This window comes from Peptoniphilus obesi ph1, from assembly GCF_000311865.1.
In the GTDB taxonomy this organism is placed as follows: domain Bacteria; phylum Bacillota; class Clostridia; order Tissierellales; family Peptoniphilaceae; genus Peptoniphilus_E; species Peptoniphilus_E obesi.
Genome location: NZ_HE978582.1, coordinates 303,806 through 325,735, shown reverse-complemented (window position 1 = coordinate 325,735; position 21,930 = coordinate 303,806). Strand labels below are relative to the sequence as shown.

General features: G+C 29.8%; 14 protein-coding genes, 1 pseudogene and 1 riboswitch. Of the genes and pseudogenes, 13 read left to right on the top strand and 2 right to left on the bottom strand.

The genetic code is table 11. The annotated features are described in order from the left end of the window. Positions 1-409: 409 nt before the first annotated feature. The 10 genes and pseudogenes from HGPB_RS08910 to HGPB_RS07400 all read left to right on the top strand — a co-directional run bounded on the left by HGPB_RS08910 (position 410) and on the right by HGPB_RS07400 (position 12,536). Positions 410-1,744 (top strand): type I restriction-modification system subunit M, encoded by a 1,335-nt coding sequence (locus tag HGPB_RS08910; protein ID WP_218915127.1) that lies wholly within the window; start codon positions 410-412, stop codon positions 1,742-1,744. 127 nt (positions 1,745-1,871) lie between these two features. After that, entirely contained in the window at positions 1,872-3,164 is a 1,293-nt protein-coding gene (locus tag HGPB_RS08905) for a hypothetical protein (RefSeq protein WP_218915126.1), read from the top strand. A 1-nt stretch (position 3,165) separates the two neighbouring features. Next, on the top strand, positions 3,166-4,425 hold the full coding sequence (locus HGPB_RS07430) for a restriction endonuclease subunit S (protein ID WP_019133056.1): 1,260 nt from the start codon (positions 3,166-3,168) through the stop codon (positions 4,423-4,425). A gap of 12 nt (positions 4,426-4,437) precedes the next feature. Then, the gene (locus HGPB_RS07425) at positions 4,438-8,391 is read left to right on the top strand and encodes a type I restriction endonuclease subunit R (RefSeq protein WP_019133055.1); all 3,954 of its coding nucleotides are present in this window, start codon (positions 4,438-4,440) and stop codon (positions 8,389-8,391) included. 418 nt (positions 8,392-8,809) lie between these two features. After that, positions 8,810-9,304 carry a sigma-70 family RNA polymerase sigma factor gene (locus tag HGPB_RS07420; RefSeq protein ID WP_019133054.1) on the top strand — a complete coding sequence of 165 codons (495 nt, stop codon included), beginning with the start codon at positions 8,810-8,812 and terminating at the stop codon, positions 9,302-9,304. 378 nt (positions 9,305-9,682) lie between these two features. Next, positions 9,683-9,868: pseudogene (locus tag HGPB_RS08705) on the top strand (DUF2800 domain-containing protein); the annotation flags it as partial. 1 nt (position 9,869) lies between these two features. Beyond that, positions 9,870-10,424 carry a DUF2815 family protein gene (locus tag HGPB_RS07415; RefSeq protein ID WP_019133051.1) on the top strand — a complete coding sequence of 185 codons (555 nt, stop codon included), beginning with the start codon at positions 9,870-9,872 and terminating at the stop codon, positions 10,422-10,424. Positions 10,425-10,433: 9 nt separating this feature from the next. Continuing rightward, positions 10,434-10,634 carry a hypothetical protein gene (locus HGPB_RS07410; RefSeq protein ID WP_002834902.1) on the top strand — a complete coding sequence of 67 codons (201 nt, stop codon included), beginning with the start codon at positions 10,434-10,436 and terminating at the stop codon, positions 10,632-10,634. Next, positions 10,609-10,815, top strand: a complete 207-nt coding sequence (locus HGPB_RS07405; protein ID WP_019133050.1) for a hypothetical protein — start codon at positions 10,609-10,611, stop codon at positions 10,813-10,815. Before HGPB_RS07410 ends, HGPB_RS07405 begins: the two co-directional genes overlap by 26 nt. 233 nt (positions 10,816-11,048) lie before the next feature. Then, a complete protein-coding gene (locus HGPB_RS07400) occupies positions 11,049-12,536 on the top strand; it encodes a hypothetical protein (RefSeq protein ID WP_019133049.1) in 1,488 nt (495 codons plus the stop codon). A gap of 45 nt (positions 12,537-12,581) precedes the next feature. Here HGPB_RS07400 and HGPB_RS07395 read toward each other — a convergent pair whose 3' ends face one another. Beyond that, positions 12,582-13,778 (bottom strand): dicarboxylate/amino acid:cation symporter, encoded by a 1,197-nt coding sequence (locus HGPB_RS07395; RefSeq protein WP_019133048.1) that lies wholly within the window; start codon positions 13,776-13,778, stop codon positions 12,582-12,584. 246 nt (positions 13,779-14,024) lie between these two features. Here HGPB_RS07395 and HGPB_RS07390 point away from each other — a divergent pair, with 246 nt between their 5' ends. Next, positions 14,025-14,750 (top strand): alpha/beta fold hydrolase, encoded by a 726-nt coding sequence (locus tag HGPB_RS07390; RefSeq protein ID WP_019133047.1) that lies wholly within the window; start codon positions 14,025-14,027, stop codon positions 14,748-14,750. Continuing rightward, complete coding sequence (mprF, locus tag HGPB_RS07385) at positions 14,737-17,283, top strand: bifunctional lysylphosphatidylglycerol flippase/synthetase MprF (RefSeq protein ID WP_019133046.1); 2,547 nt, start codon at positions 14,737-14,739, stop codon at positions 17,281-17,283. The genes HGPB_RS07390 and mprF overlap by 14 nt, the downstream gene beginning before the upstream one ends. 91 nt (positions 17,284-17,374) lie before the next feature. Here the strand turns inward: mprF and HGPB_RS07380 are convergent, their stop codons facing one another. Further along, on the bottom strand, positions 17,375-20,269 hold the full coding sequence (locus HGPB_RS07380) for an insulinase family protein (protein ID WP_019133045.1): 2,895 nt from the start codon (positions 20,267-20,269) through the stop codon (positions 17,375-17,377). 114 nt (positions 20,270-20,383) lie between these two features. Between HGPB_RS07380 and HGPB_RS07375 the strand changes: the two genes are divergently transcribed. Continuing rightward, positions 20,384-21,712, top strand: a complete 1,329-nt coding sequence (locus HGPB_RS07375; protein ID WP_019133044.1) for an NCS2 family permease — start codon at positions 20,384-20,386, stop codon at positions 21,710-21,712. Between the two features lie 85 nt (positions 21,713-21,797). Further along, positions 21,798-21,885: riboswitch (THF riboswitch) on the top strand. Positions 21,886-21,930 lie beyond the last annotated feature (45 nt).

Sequence of the window (21,930 nt, the reverse complement as noted above, 5' to 3'; positions counted from 1 at the left end):
GAAAAAGATTGAAATTAATAAATTTAAGAAAAATATAAAAATTAAATCTCAAAACTCTGTTTAATAATCTAGAAAAAAGCTAGAAAATGAAATATAGTAGTTATAATATGGGATTTTTCTATGACAAATTATAGGAAAAATTAAAATAATAGATAAAAATGAAAAAACTAGACCTACAAAAAGCCATAAACATAAGTCCAAATACATATAGAAAAATAGGACGAGATGAGAATATGGTCATGTGGATATTTTATGTGATATATTAAGGGTTTTAGAATATATATAGGAGGATATAAATGATCGGTCAAAATATAAAAGACAATCTTGCAAAAAGCCTAATAGCAGAGGAAACTACTAGAATAATAGACTTTAAAAGTGTTTATTAACTACATTTAAGTGGAGGAAACTTATGGATAAACAACAGTTAGCATCAACAATTTGGGAATCTGCAAATCAGATGCGTTCAAAAATAGAGGCAAGCGAGTATAAAGACTTTATCTTAGGATTTATTTTCTATAAATATCTGTCTGATAAAGAATTAAGGTTTTTAAAAAATCAAGGATTGCTACAAGAAGATATTGAAAAGATAAGTGAAGACGATGAAGAATATGCAGAATTTGTAAGAAAAAACTTGGGATATTTTATTTCATATGAGAATCTATATTCAACATGGCTATCCAAAGGTGGAGACTTTGAAATAGCAGATGTAAGAGATGCGTTATCTGCCTTTGATAGAAACATTGATAGTTCATATAAGAAAGTTTTTGAAAACATCTTTAAGACTCTTAGCAGTGGACTTTCTAAATTAGGAGAAAGTGCTGCTAAACAAACCAAAGCGGCAAGGTCGTTATTAAATTTAATAAAAAGAATTCCTATGGATGGTAGTCAAGACTATGATGTTTTAGGTTTTGTTTATGAATATTTAATTTCAATGTTCGCTGCTAATGCTGGCAAAAAAGCGGGAGAATTTTATACACCTCATGAAGTATCTGTTTTGATGTCTGAAATAATCGCTGAAGAACTAAAAGATAGAGATAAAATCAAAATTTATGATCCGACATCTGGAAGTGGTTCTTTGCTAATTAACATTGGGAAGGCAATGCGCAGATATTTAGATAGTGATAATAAGATAGATTATTATGCTCAAGAGTTAAAAGAAAATACTTATAACTTAACTCGTATGAATTTAGTTATGAGAGATATTAAACCAGCTAATATTAATGTAAGAAATGGAGATACATTAGAAGATGATTGGCCATTTTTTGAAGATGATAGAAAAGACAGTACTTACAATCTAGTAAAAGCAGATGCAGTTGTTTCAAATCCGCCATATTCTCAAAAATGGTCGCCTAAAAATAAAGAGCATGATCCAAGGTACAAGTATTATGGTACAGCACCAAGAGGAAAGGCTGATTATGCATTCTTACTTCATGATTTATATCATTTAGAACCAGATGGTATTATGACAATTGTATTACCTCATGGAGTCTTATTTAGAGGAAATGCTGAAGGTGAAATAAGAAAAAATCTGATTGAAAAAAACAAAATAGATACAATTATAGGGCTTCCTTCTAATGTATTTTTTGGAACTAGTATACCAACTATAATAATGATTTTAAAACATAACAAAGAAAATAATGATGTTTTAATAATTGATGCATCAAAAGGATTTGAAAAATCAGGAAAGAGTAACAAACTAAGAAATTGTGACATTAGGAAAATAACTGACACTATAGAGGGATAGGATTAGTATTGAAAAATATTCTAGGGTAGTTACAAAAGATGAAATAAGAAAAAATGAATACAATCTTAACATCCCTCGTTATGTTGATTCTTCAGAACCTGTAGAAAAATATGACTTATATGCAACCATGTTTGGAGGTATCCCAAAGTCTGAAATTCTGGAGTTAAGTGACTACTGGGAGGAACTAAAAGGACTAGATGATGAAATTTTTAGAACAAAAGATGGGGAGTATTATGATCTAAATATTGAAGAGTTAAATAATATAATACAAGGACATAAATCATCTCATGAATATATCAAAAAATACAAAGAAGCCTTTAATGGTTTTAAAGAAAATCTTAAAGAAGATTTGATAGATGGGATTTTAGATGTTGAAATTGCAGAAGAACGAGAAAAAATTGTAAAAAACATCTTTGAAAGATTAGAAACAATAAAATTAGTAGATAAGTATAAGGCGTATCAAATATTTGCAAATAACTGGAATACTATAGAAACTGACTTAGAAATGATTCTAGATGAAGGCTTTGATATTATAAATTTAGTTGATCCAAATATGGTTGTGAAGAAGAAAAAGGAAGGTGAAGAAGAAGTTCCTGAAGTTCAGGAAGGATGGAGAGGTAGAATACTGCCATTTGAATTAGTTCAGGAAAACCTACTAAAAGATGAGGTAGAAGAAATAAGAACTGTAGAAGCTAGACTTGCTGAAATAACATCTGAATATGGAGAAATACTGGACTCTTTAGAAGAAGGTGAAAAAGATGCAGATTATGTAAAGGAAGATAACACTTCTTTTGTAAATACTGAAGTCAAAAAATATATGAAAGAAGCTTGTGATGAGATAGAAACAGATGAAATTAGAATACTAAATGGATATCTTGAATTGTCTAAAAAAGTGGAAAAAGAACAATATGTTAATGAAAATAATAACATTGACTGGGATTTAATGGAGAAGGGCAAAAGTGGAACCTACACAAAACCAGAGATAAATAAAAGAATAGCTCAAATTCAACAAACTTTTAGCTTTGAGGAAGATTCTTTGGAAAGCAAGCTTCAAAAAGTAACTTTTTTAATTGAAGAAGAATCTACTTTAAAATCAGATTTAAAAATAAAGAGAGAAGAACTTCATCTTAAAACAAAAGACTTAATAGAAAGCCTAGACGAAGATAAATCTCTAGACTTACTTTATAAAAAATGGATAGCTCCACTCGTAATAGGCTTGGATGAATTGGGAAAAAATGTTCTTATAAATCTTGAAGAAAATATAAGAGCTATTTACAAAAAATATGCAAAGACATTTGTTGATATAGAAAAATACCTAAATGATACCAAAGAAGAATTTATTTCTATGTCTGATAAACTAATGGGGAATGAAAAAGATTTAGCTGGAATAAAAGAACTCCAAAAATTATTGGAGGTATAAAATGAAAAAAAATAAAAATGTACCTAAGATAAGATTTGATGGGTTTGAAGATGAGTGGAAAATATATAGCTTACAAGAGCTTGGCAACTTTAAAAATGGAATGAATTTTTCAAAAGATGCTATGGGAATTGGTTTTCCATTTGTAAACTTACAAAATATATTCGGCAAAAATATAATTGACGCAGAAAATTTGGATAAGGCATTAGCTTCTAATCAACAACTTAAAGATTATTCTTTAAACAAAGGTGATGTTTTATTTGTTAGATCCTCTGTGAAATTAGAAGGCGTTGGTGAAGCAGCCCTGGTTTCTGATAATTTAAAAGATACAACATATTCAGGATTTATAATAAGATTTAGAGATATCTATGGAATGGAGAATAATTTTAAAAGATTCGTTTTTAGCACAAAGCCTGTTAGAAAACAAATAATTAGTCAATCAACCAATAGTGCTAACAAAAACATAAGTCAATCAGTACTTGAAAAAATAAAAGTATCAATCCCTGAAAAAAATGAACAACAAAAAATAGGAAATTATTTTGCTAATATAGATAATCTTATATCTTTACAAAAGCAAAAATATGAAAAACTTCTTGACGTTAAAAAAGCTATGCTAAATAAGCTATTTCCAAGAGAAGGAGAAGCTACTCCTGAGATAAGATTTAATGGATTTAGTGGAGAATGGGAAGAAAATGTTCTTGGAAAAATAATGGAAGTTACATCTGTTAAACGTATACATCAAAAAGACTGGGTCAAATCTGGGATTCCTTTTTTGCGTGCAAGAGATATAGTTGCAAGATCGAAAAACATCAGTATAAATGATCCTATATTTATAACAGAAGATAAATATATAGAATGTATTTCAATATCTGGAAGAGTTAAGGTTGGTGATTTATTAGTTACAGGAGTAGGAACTATAGGTGTTCCGATGTTAATACAAAACAGTCAACCTATATATTTTAAAGATGGTAATGTGATATGGTTTAAAAACAAAAATAATATTGACCCGAAATTTCTTTTTTATTCATTTTATGGAAATTTAATTCAAAAATATATAAAAATATCATCTGGAATAGGAACAGTAGGAACATATACTATTGAAAGTGGAAAACAAACACCAATAAAAATTCCTAGTTCACGAGACGAACAAAAAGCTATAGGAGACTATTTTTCTAAACTAGATAAACTCATAGAGTTAAATAAGGAAAAATTAGAAAAATTAAAAAATGTAAAGTCATCTTTGCTGGATAATATGTTTGTATAGGAGGTGAAGAAAATGCAATTTAATAACGAAGCTGAGTTTGAGAAAGCTGTTATTGAGACTTTAATAAAGTATGGATGGGAAGAAGAGGTTATTTATTATCCGACTGAAGAAGATCTTATAAACAATTGGGCTGAGATACTATTTAATAATAATAGGCAAATAGATAAGTTGAATGATGTACCACTTACTAGAACTGAAATGGATCAAATTTTGGAGCAAATTATTGCTCTTCAAAGCCCTATGAAACTCAATGGATTTATTAACGGTAAGAGCGTAGCTATCAAGAGGGATAATCCAGACGATAAATTACATTATGGTAAGGAAGTAAGTCTAAAAATATATGATAGGCAGGAAATTGCCTTTGGAGAAAGCAGATATCAAATTGTAAGCCAACCAAAATTTAAAGCAAAAACTTCCATTTTAAATGATAGAAGAGGAGATTTGATGCTACTTATTAATGGTATGCCTGTTATACATTTAGAGTTAAAGAAAAGTGGAATCGAAGTTAGTCAGGCATATAATCAAATTGAAAAATATTCACATGAGGGTATTTTTAAGGGATTATTTTCATTAGTTCAAATATTTGTAGCTATGCAACCTGATGAAACAGTTTATTTTGCAAATCCTGGCGAAGGAAAATTCAACCAAGACTTTTATTTTCATTGGGCAGATTTTAATAATGAGCTGATAAACCATTGGGCGGATGTAATAGCTAATTTATTAAATATTCCGATGGCTCATCAATTAATAGGTTTTTATACTGTTGCTGACTCTAGTGATGGTATTTTAAAAGTAATGAGATCTTACCAATATTATGCTGCAAATGGAATTGCAGAGAAAGTAGCTAAAAACACATGGTTTGATGGGAAACAATTAGGCGGACATGTATGGCACACAACAGGTTCAGGAAAAACCATGACTAGTTTTAAATCTGCTCAGCTTATTGCATCCTCAAACGATGCTGATAAGGTAATATTCCTTGTAGACAGAAAAGAACTTGCTACTCAGTCATTAAATGAATATAGAGCATTTAAAAGTGATGATGAATCTGTACAAGCTACTGAAAACACAAATATTTTAATTAGTAAGCTAAAAAGCAATGACTATGATAATACACTTATAGTAACATCAATTCAAAAGTTATCTAATATCAGTGAAGATTCAGAAGCTTTAAAAATTGATGATATTAGATATATATCTAAAAAGAGAATAGTCATAATAATAGACGAATGCCATAGGTCTACTTTTGGAGAGATGCTTACTACTATAAAGAAAACATTTAAGAATGCACTTATATTTGGATTTACAGGAACGCCTATTCAAGAAGCCAACATAAAGAAAGACAGTACAACTCCAACAATATTTGGAGATGAAATCCATAGATATACTCTATCTGATGGTATAAAAGATGGAAATGTATTAGGCTTCGATCCATATATGGTAAAAGTTTACCCAGATTCAGAGATAAGAGAAAAGGTTGCTTTACACCAAGCTAAAGCAGGATCTATTGCTGAAGCTATGGCTGATGAAAAGAAAAAGAAAGTATTTATGAAATTTATGGATTCTTCAAAAGTAGGTATGTGTGAAGAATTAATAAACAATAAGTGGGTCAAGGGAATAGAAGATTATGTTCCAAATGAACAATATGAAACTGAAGAATACAGGCAGGCTTTGATTGCTGATATAAAGAGTAAATGGCCTTTATATAGTAATGATAATAAGTTTCATGCTATTTTTGCAACTTCAAGCATTCCAGAAGCAGTAGATTATTATAGACTTATGAAAAAAGAAATGTCTGAGCTTAATATTGCAGCCATGTTTGACCCCAGTATTGATAATGAAGGACAGTCTTCCTTGGATAAAGAGGATGGGATTGTAGAAATACTAGAAGACTATAATGCTAAATATGATATGTCTTTTACAATTCCAACTTATGATAAGTTTAGGAAAGATGTCAGTAGGCGACTTTCACATAAAGAACCATATGAAAACATTAATAGAGATGAACAAATTGATATTTTAATTGTTGTAAATCAAATGTTAACCGGATTTGATTCTAAAAGAGTTAATACTTTATATCTTGATAAAATGCTTCAATATGAGAATTTAATCCAAGCAATCTCAAGAACTAACAGAATCTACAACAGAAAAGAAAAACCTTTTGGAATTATAAAGTGGTATAGAAGACCAAATACAATGGATAGAAATCTAAAGGAAGCAGTAAAAGCATATTCTGGAGATATACCACTTGGATTATTTGTTGATAAATTACCTGGTAATATTAGAAATATGAATAATTGCTTCGAAGATATGAGGATTCTTTTTGAAAACTCAGATATAGAAAATTTTGAAAAACTACCTGAAGAAAATAGTGTCAAAGCTAAATTTGCTAAAGAGTTTAATAAATTTTCAAAACATCTGGATGCTGCTTTGATTCAGGGGTTTGATTGGGAAATTAAAGAATATGAATCTGAAAACTCTACAATTTCTGTGATTTTTACAGAAGAAGACTATTTGAAACTTTTAGCTAGATATAATGAATTACCTAAAGGCGGAGGTGGTCCAGGAGTAGGAGACGTACCATTTGATATAGACACTCGAATTATAGAGCATGATAGCGAGAAAATAGATAAAGACTATATGAATTCTAGATTCGAAAAGTATATCAAATTATTAGCTGAAGATGTTTCTAAAGAAGAAGTAGAGAAATTAAGAAAAGAACTTCATGCATCATTTTCGATGCTTTCTCAAGAAAGACAAAAGCTCGCTAGTATTTTAATTTATGATATTCAGTCTGGAAATATTGAATTAAATCCAAATAAAATTTTTAACGACTATATAAATGAAATGCTTGCAAAGCTTGAGAACAATAAAATTAGAAGAGTTGTTAAATTGTTAGGATGCTCTGAGGAGCTTTTAAAATATTTGTATAATAAAGAAGTAACTGAGGACAATATTTCTGAATATGGGACTTTCGATGAATTAAAAGAAAGTTGTGATAAAGAAAAATCAGGGAAATTCTTTGAAGATTCTTATGGTGATTCATATTCAAATAAACGTCTACCTATGTATATAGATGGATATTTAAGACACTTTCTTTTAAATAATGGGGAAGATCAATTTATTGAAATAGATTATGAAGAAACATTAAATGAAAAATATAAAAAGAAAGAGTACAAACAAATTGATGTTTTTTTAACTGAGGAAGACTTGAAGGATAAAAAAGTTAGTACTAAAGTTTCAACTGCACAATTAAATTCTTGGTATAAAGAAAGCGGAGCTTTGGCATCTATTATTGAGAGTGATTGTTTTGCATTTGTTGACAATCATTTATGCTTAAATACAGAGGACTATGTTGAAAAGAAATTAACAGGTGGTTATGCTTTAACGGATTATGCAAAAAAAAATGAGGAAGAATGTTTCTTACAATTTGTAGAAGATGAGAACGGTCAACTCAAATATGTGACTTTACCGTCAGTATTAGCAAGCAAAACATTTTATTACTATGAATATATAGGAGAAGACTTATTAACTCAATATGGCCTTGTCAATCAAATGTCTAATGAAATGTTAAAAGCCATAAATAATCTTGAATTTGGAGATTCTCTAAAAAAACTAATGAGTAAAAACATTTGTGATTGTTCATTTAAGAACTTACAAGGAGATACAGGACTTGATAAAAGAACAATTAGTAATATGCAAAACGGTCAGAATTTAAACAAATTGAATGTTATATCGGCTTGTCTTGGTATTCATATTCCTTCAAAGGTAAGCAAGAAAATGCTTAAGTTAGCTCAAGTTACAATAGATGAGGATTTACCTGGTAGAGCTGGAGATGATAACAACACGTATAATATGTTAATACATTTAAAATGGGCTACGGATTATCCTGAGATTATTACAGAACTAAAAAATCAAAATTTGGAATATTTATTGAAGTACCCAAAACCTAAAAAGAAAAACTAATAAATAAGAAATATAACCAGTTAGCTAAGGATCAGATTTAATATCTGGTCCTTTTTTATTTGAAAAAATAAAATTTTTTGAAGTTTCTTCAACGGCAGAACCTTAAAATAGAACGGTTTTTTATAAATGATAACTTTCAAATGACTTAAAAAAGTGTATCATCCGTTGAAGTTTCTTCAACAAATGAAAAATAGCTACTTGCTAAAATAAAGATGTACCAGTTGGTACAAAAATATTAATCTCAAAAAGTATGAGTGGCCACAAATACGGAGATGCAAAAAGAATATAAATTAGTGTACAAATGCTAATTTTTTCTTTCAATGCAGCTACCGTTATTTGTCGTGTGCAAAGTTAGACTTAAGCTAATTGAATGCCTCTTTTTGTATCTCAAACGAGATTACAGAAAGGGGCTTTTTATATGGAAAAGCAAGAACTGGAAACTTTAATGACAAAAGAGGCTGCTATTGATTTTGGATTAGATGTGAATGACTTAATTAAAGTTAAGAAGAAAGATGGAACTTATTATGTGTACAAAGAAAAAGTAAGTGAAGAAGACTATAAGAAATTTATGCAAGAAGAATGGAGATTAAGAAAACGCAGACAAAGAGATTTTGAATATCTTAAGAATGAAGGTATGTCTCTGCTTTCATTAGATAAAAGTTTGGAAGATATAAACTTTGAAGTTAAATCTGATGAAGATTTAGAAGAAATAGCAGTCACACGGTTAATGTTGGAAGTTTTGCAAGATGAGATAAACAACCTACCTAAAGAAGACAAAAGACTTATGAATTTTATTTTTCATACAGATTTAACTCAAAGACAATTAGCAGATATTTTTGGTGTTTCTGTTTGGAAAATTAATACTGATATTAAGAAAAATAAAAAAATATTAAGAGATCACCTAACAAAGTAGTCGAATTTGTCCTAGGGCTAGTGGAGGGGTTAAGAACTAAATTTTATATTTGGTTCTTGTCTCTAGCACCTAAGGGAGGAGGAAATCTTAATGAAAAACAAAGAATAAATTACAACAAGCTTATATGCCATATAAATTTTAACGATAAAATTAGCAAGATAGTTATTAAAAGAAATTGTTAATGAAAAGATGTCAAGAATAAAGATACTGATAGAAATTAAAAAAGATGCTAACAATCTTGTGCGTCTAGTATAGGTGCCCTTCTCACGACACTAGACAATGATGAAAACCTATCTAGAAAGGAAGAGAAAGTAAAACAAAATGAAAAGACCTATGAGATTGAATATGAGGTTATAAAAAGTAAGAGAACTTGGATTTAATCCCTTTGAAGAAAAGTTACTTGGCATCACAGTTATGACTAAGTTACTAGGTAAGAAAGTCTTTGATGAAAATATTACAGAATTATTAGAAAAACCAAAAGGAAAGTTAACCTTAGTAAGCATTAGAGACACACGAGAAGAAGTAAAAATTGACAATGTTAAAGAAGAATTCGGAGGTAAATAATATGTCAAATATCAATAAAACAAAAGTAATTACAGGTGAAGTTAGATTAAGCTATGCGAATGTTTGGGAACCAAAGTCAATCAATGGTGGTAAAGAAAGATACTCAGTATCTGTCATTATCCCAAAGAGCGACCAAAAGACAATCGAGAAAATTGAAAAAGCAGTAGACGCTGCAATTGAAGAAGGACTTTCTAAATTTAATGGAAAGAAACCAAATAAGAAAGCTATCAAACTTCCATTAAGAGATGGTGATGCAGAAAAAGATGATGAGGCTTATGCAGATGCATACTTCTTAAATGCCAACTCTATGACAGCACCTCAAATTGTAGATAGAAATGTAGAACCAATCTTAGATAGGAGCGAAGTTTATTCTGGAGTCTATGCAAGAGTATCTCTTAACTTCTATGCCTACAATGTAAATGGCAATAAGGGCGTAGCGGTTGGGCTAGGGAATATTCAAAAGCTAAGAGATGGTCAACCTCTAGGAAATAGGTCTAATGCAGCAGATGACTTTGATGCTATGGATGACAATGATGATGAAGATTTCTTAGCATAGGAGGTAGAAATGGACTATTTAATTACAGCGATAGTTTTAGCTATTTGGTCCTTTTTATGGTATAAGCTTGGATTTTTACAAGCTCAGTTAAAGGAACTAGATAGAGATATCAGAAAAATAGAAAAACAAATAAAAGAAGATAGAAAAAATAATTTAGCAGAATTAACGAAGCTTAGTGATAGCTATGAAGAAATTGTCCATAGATCTTGAAACCTATTCTTCAGTTGATTTAGGCAAAAGTGGTGTATATAAATATGCCGAGAGTGAGGATTTTGAAATCCTCCTCTTTGCCTATTCTATTGATGATGAAGAAGTTAAGGTAATAGATTTGACAAGTGGAGAGATTATTCCTGAAGAAATATTATCAGCACTTAGTAATTCTACTTTGTGAAAATGGATATCCTCCTCAATGGAGTGAAGAAGTATTTGATATGGTTTTAGAGCAGGCGAAAAATTATAGAAATTAAGAAAAAAGACTATGAGCATTTAAACTCATAGTCTTTTTTTACTAGACACAAAACGTATTTTTCTAAACTCATAATTCACTAAGCCCTTAGGGGCTTTTTTTATTTGCTCATTTTTTGGGTAAAAATAATTAAAAGTATAATAGAAGAAGGGATAATATTGTTAAAGAATTTTGATTTCGATAAATTTGAATCTACATATAAGGATTATAGTATAAAAGAATTGGGAAAAGAATTAGCTAGCTACCAAAGGATTTGCGTAGATGAAAAGATTCCGGTAATTATTATGATTGATGGATGGGAATCATCTGGTAGGGGCTATGTTATGAATAGGCTGGTTAGGCAGTTAGATGCAAAACACTATGATGTAAGTATTTTTAAAAGATTTGATAAGAAAAATAAATATACTTATACTCATCCTTTTTGGAAGAGACTTCCTGGCAAAGGGGATTTTCAAATATTTGACTGTTCAATGTACCACGACTTGTTAAATGATTTAAAGTCTGATAATGAATTGGATAAAATTCGTATAAAGCAAATTATGATACTTGAAAAGATGCTTTATGATGACCATACTATTATATTAAAATTTTTCTTGCACCAAAGTAAAAAGAGACAAAAAGAAGCTATAGAAGACCACCTAAGTAATAAATACAAAGAGTTTTTGGTATCTAGTGAAGATATAAATCAAAATAAAGAATATGATAAATATTTAGAACATTTTAATTCTATAATTAATCAGACTGATTTTTCTTGGGCGCCTTGGAATGTAGTTTCATCAGAAGATAGAAAACTTGCAGCAAAAGAAATACTAGGCAAGAGTATAGAATATATAAAGAGAAATGTTGAAAGAATTAGACAAAAAAGAGAATATGAAAAAACTTGGAAGGCTCCTTCATTTAATGCTAAAAAAACGGTTGAAGATTTTGATTTATCAAAAAAACTAGAAAAAGATGAATATAAAGATATAAAGGATAAACTACAAGAAGAGGCTGGAGAGCTTGCCTATGCACTTCATACTTTAAATGTGCCTGTTGTTATGGTTTTTGAAGGAATGGATGCAGCTGGTAAGGGCGGAGCTATATCAAGGCTGATAAAAAATATAGATGCAAGATCTTATAAGATAAATCCTACTTCGGCTCCATCTGATTTAGAAAAAGACCACCACTATTTATGGAGATTTTATAATAACTTTCCTAGGGCTGGCGAAATTGCTATTTTTGATAGGAGTTGGTATGGAAGGGTTATGGTTGAAAGAGTTGAAGGTTTTGCAAATGATATAGAATGGACAAGGGCTTACAGAGAAATCAACAATATGGAAAAAGAATTGATTGATTCTGGAAGCATTGTTCTTAAGTTTTTCCTACTTATTTCTAAGGATGAACAAGAAAAAAGATTTAAAGATAGGGAAGAAGAAAAGCCATATAAGATTACAGATGAGGACTGGAGAAATAGAAAAAGATGGGATGACTATGTTTTGGCGATTGATGAGATGATTTATAATACAAATACAAGTTATGCTCCATGGACTCTTGTATCGAGTGAAGACAAAAGATATGCGAGAATTCAAGTCTTGAAGGAATTTAATAAAAGAGCAAAAGAAAAGATAAAAGAAATAAATGAGAAGAATGAGAAAAAGAATAAGTAAAATAAAAAAAGTATAGGTTATTAATAACCTATACTTTTTGTTTTTCTAAGCATCGACTTTATCTTTTTGTCTGCCAGGTACCTTATTTAAAATTCCTGTTACCATAAGTGCAATTGCACCGTCGCCAGTAACGTTACATGCTGTACCGAAACTGTCTTGTAGGGCAAAGATTGATAACATTAAAGCAGTACCAGCATCGTTAAATCCTAATATACTTGTTATTAGACCAAGAGATGCAACAACTGTTCCTCCTGGAACTCCTGGAGCTGCTATGGCAAATATTCCTAATAAAGATATAAATAAGAACATAGTTGATGTATCAGGAAGTTTACCATAAATAATTTGAGAAACTGTCATAACAAAGAATGTTTCTGTAAGAACAGATCCGCAAAGGTGAGTGTTTGCACAAAGTGGAATAACAAAGTCTCTAATTTGTGGATCAATAGTCTTTGATTTTCCGGCACATTTTAATGCAACTGGAAGAGTTGCAGCACTTGACATTGTACCAACTGCTGTAAAGTAAGCTGGTGGATAATATTTAAATACTTCTTTTGGATTAGTCTTTGATATAGCTCCTGCTATAGAATAAAGAAGGGTCATCCAGATGAAGTGTCCGACGATTACTATTAAGATAATTTTTAAGAACACTGGAAGTTCATGAATTATTACACCTTCGTATGAAAGTCCTGCAAAAGTTGTACCTATATAAAGTGGAAGTATTGAGATTACAACCTTATCAACAATTGCAAGAACAACATTATTAAATTCTAATAATAATTTTTCCCATGTTTCAGATTTAGTCCATAATACAGCAAGACCAATTAATATAGCAGTTACAAGAGCTGTCATAACTGGCATTATTGGAGCAATTTCTAATTTAAAAATTGATTCAGGAATTGCATTTCCTGATCCAACATTACTAGCTATATTAAGTTTTGGAATAATAGCTTTACCAGCGAAGATAGACATAGTCGCTGCACCAAAAGATGATAGGTAACAAATTATTAGTGTAATTGTTAAAACCTTACCAGCAGAATCCTTTAAGCTTACAATTGCAGGTGTTACGAATCCAAGAATTATAAGAGGAACTATGTATAAAATAAGTTCTCCTAAAATTTTCTTGATAGCATCAATTACTTCGATAACAGCTAAGTTTGCATAAGAACCAACAAATATACCAATTACTATGGCAAGTAGTAGTTTGAAAACTAAGCTATTAAAAAAACTTGATTTTTTCTCCATTCTTATTCTCCTTTTTTATTATTGCTGATTGGGCAAATAATATATTTTTACCCAATGTAGTTATATAATAGCATATAAATATAAAAATTTAATATAATAGGTCAAATTTAATATATATGCTAAAAGATAAATTTAATTCTAAAGTTATAGCATATAAAAATCGACTAATAAAGAAATAATTTTTAATCGATGAATATAATAAGTAAAAATTAGGAAAAAAGTAGTAAAATAGGCTTAGGTGAGCTTATGGAAAAATATATAAGAGTTAGAGATGGAGCAAAAATTTTTGTAAAAATAATGGGAAATGGAGATCCCTTGTTGCTTCTTCACGGAAATAATGACAATCTAAATTATTTTGAAAAGCAATTTATCGATTTTTCTAAACATTATAAGCTTATAGCAATCGACACCAGGGGACATGGTAAAAGCGATGATATAGATCCAAGTTTTGATTTTGAAGACTTATCAAAAGATATTTTAGATATTATGGATTATTTAGAAATAGAAAAAGCAAATATATTAGGCTTTTCAGATGGGGCAAATCTCGCCTTAACTTTTGCGAAAAATTGGCCAGAAAGAGTTGAAAAACTTATACTAAATTCTCCAAACAAAAATATAGGTCAAATAAAACTTATGCCAAGAATACTTACTTATATTAGCTACTATTTTTTGAAATTCACTTCTAGAATTTTTAGGAGTTTGAAGAATTATTTTTACGTATACAGTCTTTTATTTGAGAGTGTAAAAATTAAAGAAAAGGACTATAAAAAAATGGATTTCCCAGTCCTTATAATAGCAGGTGCAAGTGATGTGATTTATCTTGACTCTTTTGTAAAAATAGCTAATAAATTTAAAAAATCAGAACTTTGCATAGTTGAAAAACAAGGTCACCACATAGCAAAAAAATCACCTGAATTTTACAATAAAGTAATTTTAGATTTTTTAGGAAGAGATAAAATTGAAGAAATTTAAGAAAATACTTGATTATATAAAGCCGATATTTTTATCAATAGTTGTGGTATTGGTAATACTTGAAATATCAAAATTAAAAAAAGAGATATCTATAGAAGAAGTCTCAAATATATTCCAAAGTTTTGGATTGATAAAGTTATTCATTCTTATGATTTTTGGATTTATAGCAGTAAGTCCAATGATAAATTATGATTTATTGATGAATAAAGAATTTCAAAGTGAAAAGACCAAGCTAGAAATTGCAAAAAAATCTATTGTAATAAATTCTTTTAACAACCTGATAGGCTTTGGAGGAGTTATAAACATAGGGCTTAGGATGAGGTATTTTGGAGAAGAAAAAGATGATAAATCTTTTCTAAAATTTTTAGTAAAATCATTCTTATTTGACTTTGTCGGTATATCCTTGCTTGCAGTTATATCTATGCTTTACCTACTTATATCGAGGAGTCATATACTAATAAATTATAAATATATATTACTAGGAGGAATTTTTTATTATCCGGTAATAATTTTACTTTCAAAAATTAAAAATGAAACAATGCCAATTTCAAAAATTTATAGACTAAAAGTATCTATTACATCAATTTTTGAATGGTCTTTTGCTTGTATATTTTTTGCAAGCATAGGATATTTTCTAGGCATAAAATTAAATCCAATTGTAATAGTTTCAATCTTTACAATAGCAAATCTTGCAGGGCTTGCATCCTTTATACCAGGTGGCCTTGGATCTATGGATATAGTTGCGATTACTGCTTTTGCATCCATTGGTATAGATAAAGAATTGGTGCTTACTTGGCTTTTGCTTTACCGTATATTTTATTATTTATTACCATTTGCACTAGGACTTATTTTATTTGTAAAAGATTTAGGATCTGTGTTTGATGAAAAGAATGACCAGCTTCCCTCGAAAATAGTAAAGTCTATAGGACTAGATATATTATCTTTTATGCTATATGTATTGGGAATATTTATGTTATTTTCAATAGCAGCACCAGATGAAACTTTGGATATAGAAATTTTAAAAGACCTTAACAAATTTGATGCTAACTTGATTTATCAATTTCCAAGTTTAGTATTTGGATTTTCTTTTATAATTCTTGGCCGTGCCAATAAATTAAAAGTTGTAAGAGCAAAAAAAGCAACCTTATTGTATTTAATTTTGGCATTGATTTATTCAATTGCCACAAATTTTGGAATTATTGAAATAATCTATATATTAATTTGCCTGGTGTTAAATATATTCTCAAGGGAAATCCACTACAGAAAACAACTTATCTACTCACTTGAAAATATTACAATTGATTTAATGATTTTTATTTTAGTAAGTGCAATCACAGTAGTACTAACAACATCTAATTATTATTTTGTAAGTGAAAATAAATATGACTTTTTAATAATTCCTTTTGAAGAGTCTTTCTTAGAAATTGCAGTTATTATCTTAGTTTTATTCGCCCTATCTTATCCTCTTCTATACTACTTAAAAGCAGCTAGGGTAAAGCTTGGAGAAAGTTTGGATAGGAAAAAAGTTTTAAATCTAATAAAAAAATATGACTGCGATCCTGAAACCAGCCTTGCCCTAGTTGGCGATAAAGATATTTACTACTATTACAGAGAAGAAAAAGATGATTCAGGACAAACTATAAAAGTTCCAAGTGCGGCGATTTCTATATATACATTAAAGAGCAAGATCATAGTAATGGGAAATGCCTTTGGAGATCCAGAAGATATCCCAAAATTAATAGAAAAATTTATAAAAGAAGCAGATGAGTATTGTTACAATCCAGTTTTTTATGAAATAGAAGAAAAACAAACAATAAAACTCCACGACTATGGTTATAACTTTATAAAATTTGGAGAAAAAGCAGCTATTCCAATAGAAAACTTCAATCTAGAAGGAAGAAAAAACAAGGCAAATAGGAATGTAATGTCAAAATTTGCTAAAAATGGAATAGAATTTGAAATCATAAAACCACCTCATAATAAAGAAACTTTGAATGAGCTTAAAAAAGTTTCTGATAGCTGGCTAGGCGGAAGGAAGGAAAAAGGATTTTCTCTAGGTTATTTTAGGAAAGACTATTTGGAAATTTGCGAAATAGCAGTGGCAAAAGAAGATGGACAAATAATAGCCTTTACAAATATAATGCCAAACTCAGAAAAAGAATGGACTACAGTAGACTTAATGAGATATGACAGAGAAAGAGCTCCAAGTGGAGTTATGGATTTTCTATTCTTAAACTTATTTATCTACGAAAGTCAAAATGGAAGAAAATATTTTAACATGGGCATGTCGCCGTTTTCAAATGTAGGCATAAATGCAAACAGCTTCACAGAAGAAAAATTTGCCTATTTAATATATAAATTTGGCTACAGATTTTATTCTTTTGAAGGACTCAGAGCATATAAGGAAAAATTTTTCCCAATTTGGACACCGGCCTACCTAAGTTATAGCAAAAAAACCTGGCTATTTTATAATGTAATAGCAATATTTATCCTGGATATGTTGGCTGGGAAAAAACAAGAAAAATTAAGTTAAAATTAAGGACTAGTAAACACCTAGTCCTTTTTTAATGCAAAGATACCCTCTTTACTAGAAATAGTAGAGAGGGTATCTTATTTAAGATATATTAATTTTTTAATTTTTTAATTGTTTTAAATAAATCTTTATTTTCTTCTAATATATCTTCTCCGCCAATTGCACATAAATAATTTTTGTCCATGGCTTCTTTTATATAGGATGCTGTTTCTTTTAGCTCGCTAAGATTTGTCTTAATTGCTTCTTCCTTGTATTTAGAAATTATTTCCTCGCTTATGCCTGTCATATATCTTGCAAAGTTTAGGCTGCCTTTTGCTTGTTCTGAAAGCATTGGGTCAAAGGTGTTCATTGTTCCAATTATAAAGTTTTTGATGCTTTCTTGGTCTAGTTCAAGACTTTCTATAAATTTATAGATATTATTATAAACATCTATTGTATTTACAAGGTTTGGATCTCTGTAAGAGTAGGTTTGTAGATCTCCTGTTATTGAAAGTCTCATTCCTCCGCCGTAGGCACCACCTTTTGCCCTGATATTGTCGTGCAAATAAGTTGATGAAACTATATTTGATAATACAGAGTAGGAACCCTTGTATTCAAGTCCTAAATCTTTTAAGTCATAACCTTTTGAAATGTATTGAACGTTTGAAGAGATTGCAAAGCCTTCGTTTCTAGGATTTTTTTCAAAGGCAAAGTCTGCTTTTTTATTTTCCTTATTTTCTAGAGTTTTTGCAAAGTTTTCTAGGTATACTTTATTTTTTTCATAAGCTTCTTTTGATGATGTGAAGTTTATAATTAATTTATTTGAATTTAGATAAGATTTTGCAAGTTTTTTCATAGAATCTCTAAAGTTTTCCCACTTTTCATCGAAATTATTTAATAAATCGATTAGGTAGAAATAATTATCCAAACCAGCAAGCTTTGAACTATAGGCTGCTTGTTTTGAATAGTAGCTTCTCACTGTGTCCATCATAATTACATGGCCGCTTTGTAGTAGGGCAGCTTCTATTGAGGACTTATCTATTAATAATATTTCTTTTATTCTCTTCTTATCATCAAAGTCAGAGCTTTCAAGTATTTCTTTTAAAAGGTCTAGAGTTTTTTCAAAGTTTGTATCTAGGGTTTTAAAAGATAAGTTTACTCTTGCATTTAGGTCATCTTGGTCTTTAAAGTTTGCATAGACTGATGGGTTTACAGAAAATCCACCCATTATTTTATAAATGCTTGTGTCAATTTCATTGTAGTCGTGGTTTTTAGTAGAAAGTCTGCCTAGTAGTCTTGTCATCAAAGAAAGATCTTCTAAATCTTCTTTTTCTATGTGATTGGCATCGAAAGAAAAAATTACATAATTTACTCCGTTTGTAAATTGTTCATTAAATAAATATTTAACTCCATCTTTTTCTTCTTCTTGTCTTGGAATATGGGTTATTTCTTTTGAAATATCTTCTATATCAAGGCTTGGTATGCTTGCTTTTGCTTCTTTTGAGTCGTCTGAAAGTTGAAAATCAAATAATTTTTTTGTATCGTCTATAAGTTTTTGGATTTCTTCATCACTTAGAGATTTTTTATATTCTTGCAAGTCATTTTTTATCTTTTCATTTTCTTTTTTTGCCTTGTTAAGCTCTGGTTTTACTGAAAGAAGAAGGGCGTATTTATTGTTTAAGAGATTTTTTTCTATATATTTTTCAAAGAAATCAGTCTTTATATTTTCATGAAGTTCTTTTATCAAGTCATCAGTTTTTAATCCATCAATTGGCGATTTATCATAAAGCCAGGTGTTCATGGCCCTGATGTTGTAGATGATGGATTTCATTGTGCCGCCGCCTTCTCTAAATGTAAATTCAAATTTATTTAGAGTTGCTTGTAAAAGATCTTTATTTATTCCATTTTTAACTAGGTCTTCTAGGCAGGAAAATATTGTTTCTTTGAATTCATCTCTTCTTGCAGCCTCTGTATTTTTTGCAATAATTGAAAAATCAAGGGCAAGAGATGATGAACTTTCTCCATATATATCTTCTGCTAGATTTTTTTCAAGCAAGGCTCTTTTTAAAGGAGCTGATTCTGAATTTACTAAAAGCTCTAGTAAAAAGTTTTGCATAAATAAATCTAATTTATTATCACTTTTTCCAATGCACCAGCTGTAGGCAAGATAGTCTTTATTTTCTCCCATTTCATCTTCTGATGCAGAATAGCTATCTTCAACAACTTTTTCTTCATCAAAGGCAGGATTTAAAATAATTTTTGAATCTACTTCTTGGTAGTCAAAATCAGATAAATAGTTTTTGTCTATATAGTCCATGGCTTCTTCCATGTCTAAATCGCCATATAGATAGATGTAGGAATTTGAAGGATGGTAGAATTTTTTATGGAATTTTAAAAAGTTTTCATAGGAAAGATTTGGAATTTCTTTTGGATCTCCACCTGAATCAATTCCATAAGAAGAATCCTTGTGAAGGTTAAAAGTTACTAAATCAGAAACAATATTTTGTGGATCTGAATAAACTCCCTTCATTTCGTTGTAGACAACTCCGTTATAGATTAGATCCTTATCCTTATCTTCTAATTCATAGTGCCAGCCTTCTTGTCTAAATATTTCTTCTTTTTCATACATCATAGGATAAAAGACTGAATCTAAATATACATCCATAAGATTATAAAAATCTTTTTTATTTCTAGTAGAAATTGGATACATGGTCTTGTCTGGATAAGTCATTGCATTTAAAAAAGTTTGCATGCTGCCTCTGATCATATCCATAAAAGGTTCTTTTGTCCTATATTTTCTAGAACCAGAAAGCACACAGTGTTCAACTATATGGGCAGTGCCTGTTGAGTCTTCTGGAATAGTTCTAAAAGATATTGAAAAAGCTTTATTATTATCATCGTTTGCTAGGGTCAAAACCTTAGCCTTAGTTTTTATGTGTTCATATATTTTTACATCAGAATTTACATCTTTAATGTATTCTTGATCAATTAATTTATAAGATTTCATTTTGGCCTCCTTAACTATTAATTATACCCTTTTTATATATTTAATTTTATAATATAAAGTATATTGCAAAATATATAATAATATTTGCTATAATGTTTTTTAGGAGGGAATAATATGGAAACAAGTTTTTTAGAAAAAAAATTCAAAATGAAAAAGTATAATTCAGATCCTAGAACAGAATTTCTAGCTGGACTTACTACTTTTATGACCATGAGTTACATATTAATAGTAAATCCTGATATCCTGTCTCAAACAGGAATGGATAAAGGGGCTGTATTTACTGCAACAATTATTTCATCAATAATTGCTATGTTAGTCATGGGTCTTTATGCAAATTTACCTTTCGGACTTGCTCCTGGCATGGGACTAAATGCTTTCTTTGCATTTACTGTTGTTATAGCCATGGGACACGATTGGGAATATGCATTAACAGCTGTATTTTTAGAAGGAATTATTTTCGTATTCTTAAGTATTTTTAATGTCAGGGAAGCAATTTTTGCATCAATACCAATTGGTCTAAAAAAAGCTGTCAGTGTTGGTATAGGTTTATTTATCACAATAATTGGACTAACTAATGCAGGAATCATTCAACAAGGAGAAGGAGTAATCCTAGAAAAAGGTAATTTACTTACTCCAGAATCATTAATATTTTTCTTTTCATTATTTTTAATGGCTTTTCTTACTGCAAAATATGTTAAGGGAGCTTTATTATTTGGTATAGTTGGAGGAAGTATTTTATCAGTTATACTTGGGGTTTCACATTTTCCAGGAATAACAAGTATATTTTCACTTCCACCATCACTAGCACCGATTGCTTTTAAATTAGAATTTAAAAATCTATTTACTTTTGAAATGTTTTCTGTAATGTTTACATTCTTGTTTGTAGATATGTTTGATACAATTGGAACTCTAACAGGTGTTGCTACTAAGGCAGACATGTTAGATGAAAAGGGAAATCTTCCAAATGTTGGCAGGGCTCTTTTAGCAGACTCTGTAGGAACAATAGTTGGTGCCTTACTTGGAACATCAACAGTTACAACATTTGTTGAATCTGCAAGTGGTGTTGCAGATGGAGGAAGAACAGGTTTAACATCATTATCAACTGCATTTTTCTTCTTTATATCTTTATTCTTCTTCCCATTATTTTCTGTAGTTCCAGCTGCAGCAACATCAGCTGCTCTAGTAATGGTTGGCTTATTTATGATTGAACCGATTACAGAAATAGACTTTAAAGATTTCACAGAAGCAGTACCAGCTTTTCTAACAATAACAATGATGCCATTTGCTTATTCAATAGCAGAAGGTATAAGCTTTGGTATTATGTCTTATGTACTATTAAAGTTAATAACTGGTAGAAAGAATCAAATTACACCAATGATTGCAGCTTTGGCTATTATCTTTTTCTTAAGGGTAATAAGTCCAATACTAGCAACATTATTTTAATTAAAATATTTAAGTTAAAAGCAAAGTATACTAATACTTTGCTTTTTTATTTACAAAGAACCTATAAGTGGTATAATGGGGGAAGTATAGAGTAGATAAGATGCGTTAAGTGTAAAAAGATGGGAAGTAGCTTTTTAACGAAATTTCACGATGTCTTATCGCTTCCGCTCATAATAAGAATTTGCGGGAGCATTATCCGTACGGATAATGCTTTTATA

What these genes read in the sequence shown, in the direction of transcription:
- HGPB_RS07410 (WP_002834902.1), top strand. Translation starts at nt 10,434, where the DNA reads ATGGACTATTTAATTACAGCGATAGTTTTAGCTATTTGGTCCTTTTTA.
- HGPB_RS08905 (WP_218915126.1), top strand. Translation starts at nt 1,872, where the DNA reads ATGTTTGGAGGTATCCCAAAGTCTGAAATTCTGGAGTTAAGTGACTAC.
- HGPB_RS07405 (WP_019133050.1), top strand. Translation starts at nt 10,609, where the DNA reads ATGAAGAAATTGTCCATAGATCTTGAAACCTATTCTTCAGTTGATTTA.
- HGPB_RS07415 (WP_019133051.1), top strand. Translation starts at nt 9,870, where the DNA reads ATGTCAAATATCAATAAAACAAAAGTAATTACAGGTGAAGTTAGATTA.
- HGPB_RS07395 (WP_019133048.1), bottom strand. Translation starts at nt 13,778, where the DNA reads ATGGAGAAAAAATCAAGTTTTTTTAATAGCTTAGTTTTCAAACTACTA.
- HGPB_RS07390 (WP_019133047.1), top strand. Translation starts at nt 14,025, where the DNA reads ATGGAAAAATATATAAGAGTTAGAGATGGAGCAAAAATTTTTGTAAAA.
- HGPB_RS07430 (WP_019133056.1), top strand. Translation starts at nt 3,166, where the DNA reads ATGAAAAAAAATAAAAATGTACCTAAGATAAGATTTGATGGGTTTGAA.
- HGPB_RS07375 (WP_019133044.1), top strand. Translation starts at nt 20,384, where the DNA reads ATGGAAACAAGTTTTTTAGAAAAAAAATTCAAAATGAAAAAGTATAAT.
- HGPB_RS07425 (WP_019133055.1), top strand. Translation starts at nt 4,438, where the DNA reads ATGCAATTTAATAACGAAGCTGAGTTTGAGAAAGCTGTTATTGAGACT.
- HGPB_RS08910 (WP_218915127.1), top strand. Translation starts at nt 410, where the DNA reads ATGGATAAACAACAGTTAGCATCAACAATTTGGGAATCTGCAAATCAG.
- HGPB_RS07420 (WP_019133054.1), top strand. Translation starts at nt 8,810, where the DNA reads ATGGAAAAGCAAGAACTGGAAACTTTAATGACAAAAGAGGCTGCTATT.
- HGPB_RS07380 (WP_019133045.1), bottom strand. Translation starts at nt 20,269, where the DNA reads ATGAAATCTTATAAATTAATTGATCAAGAATACATTAAAGATGTAAAT.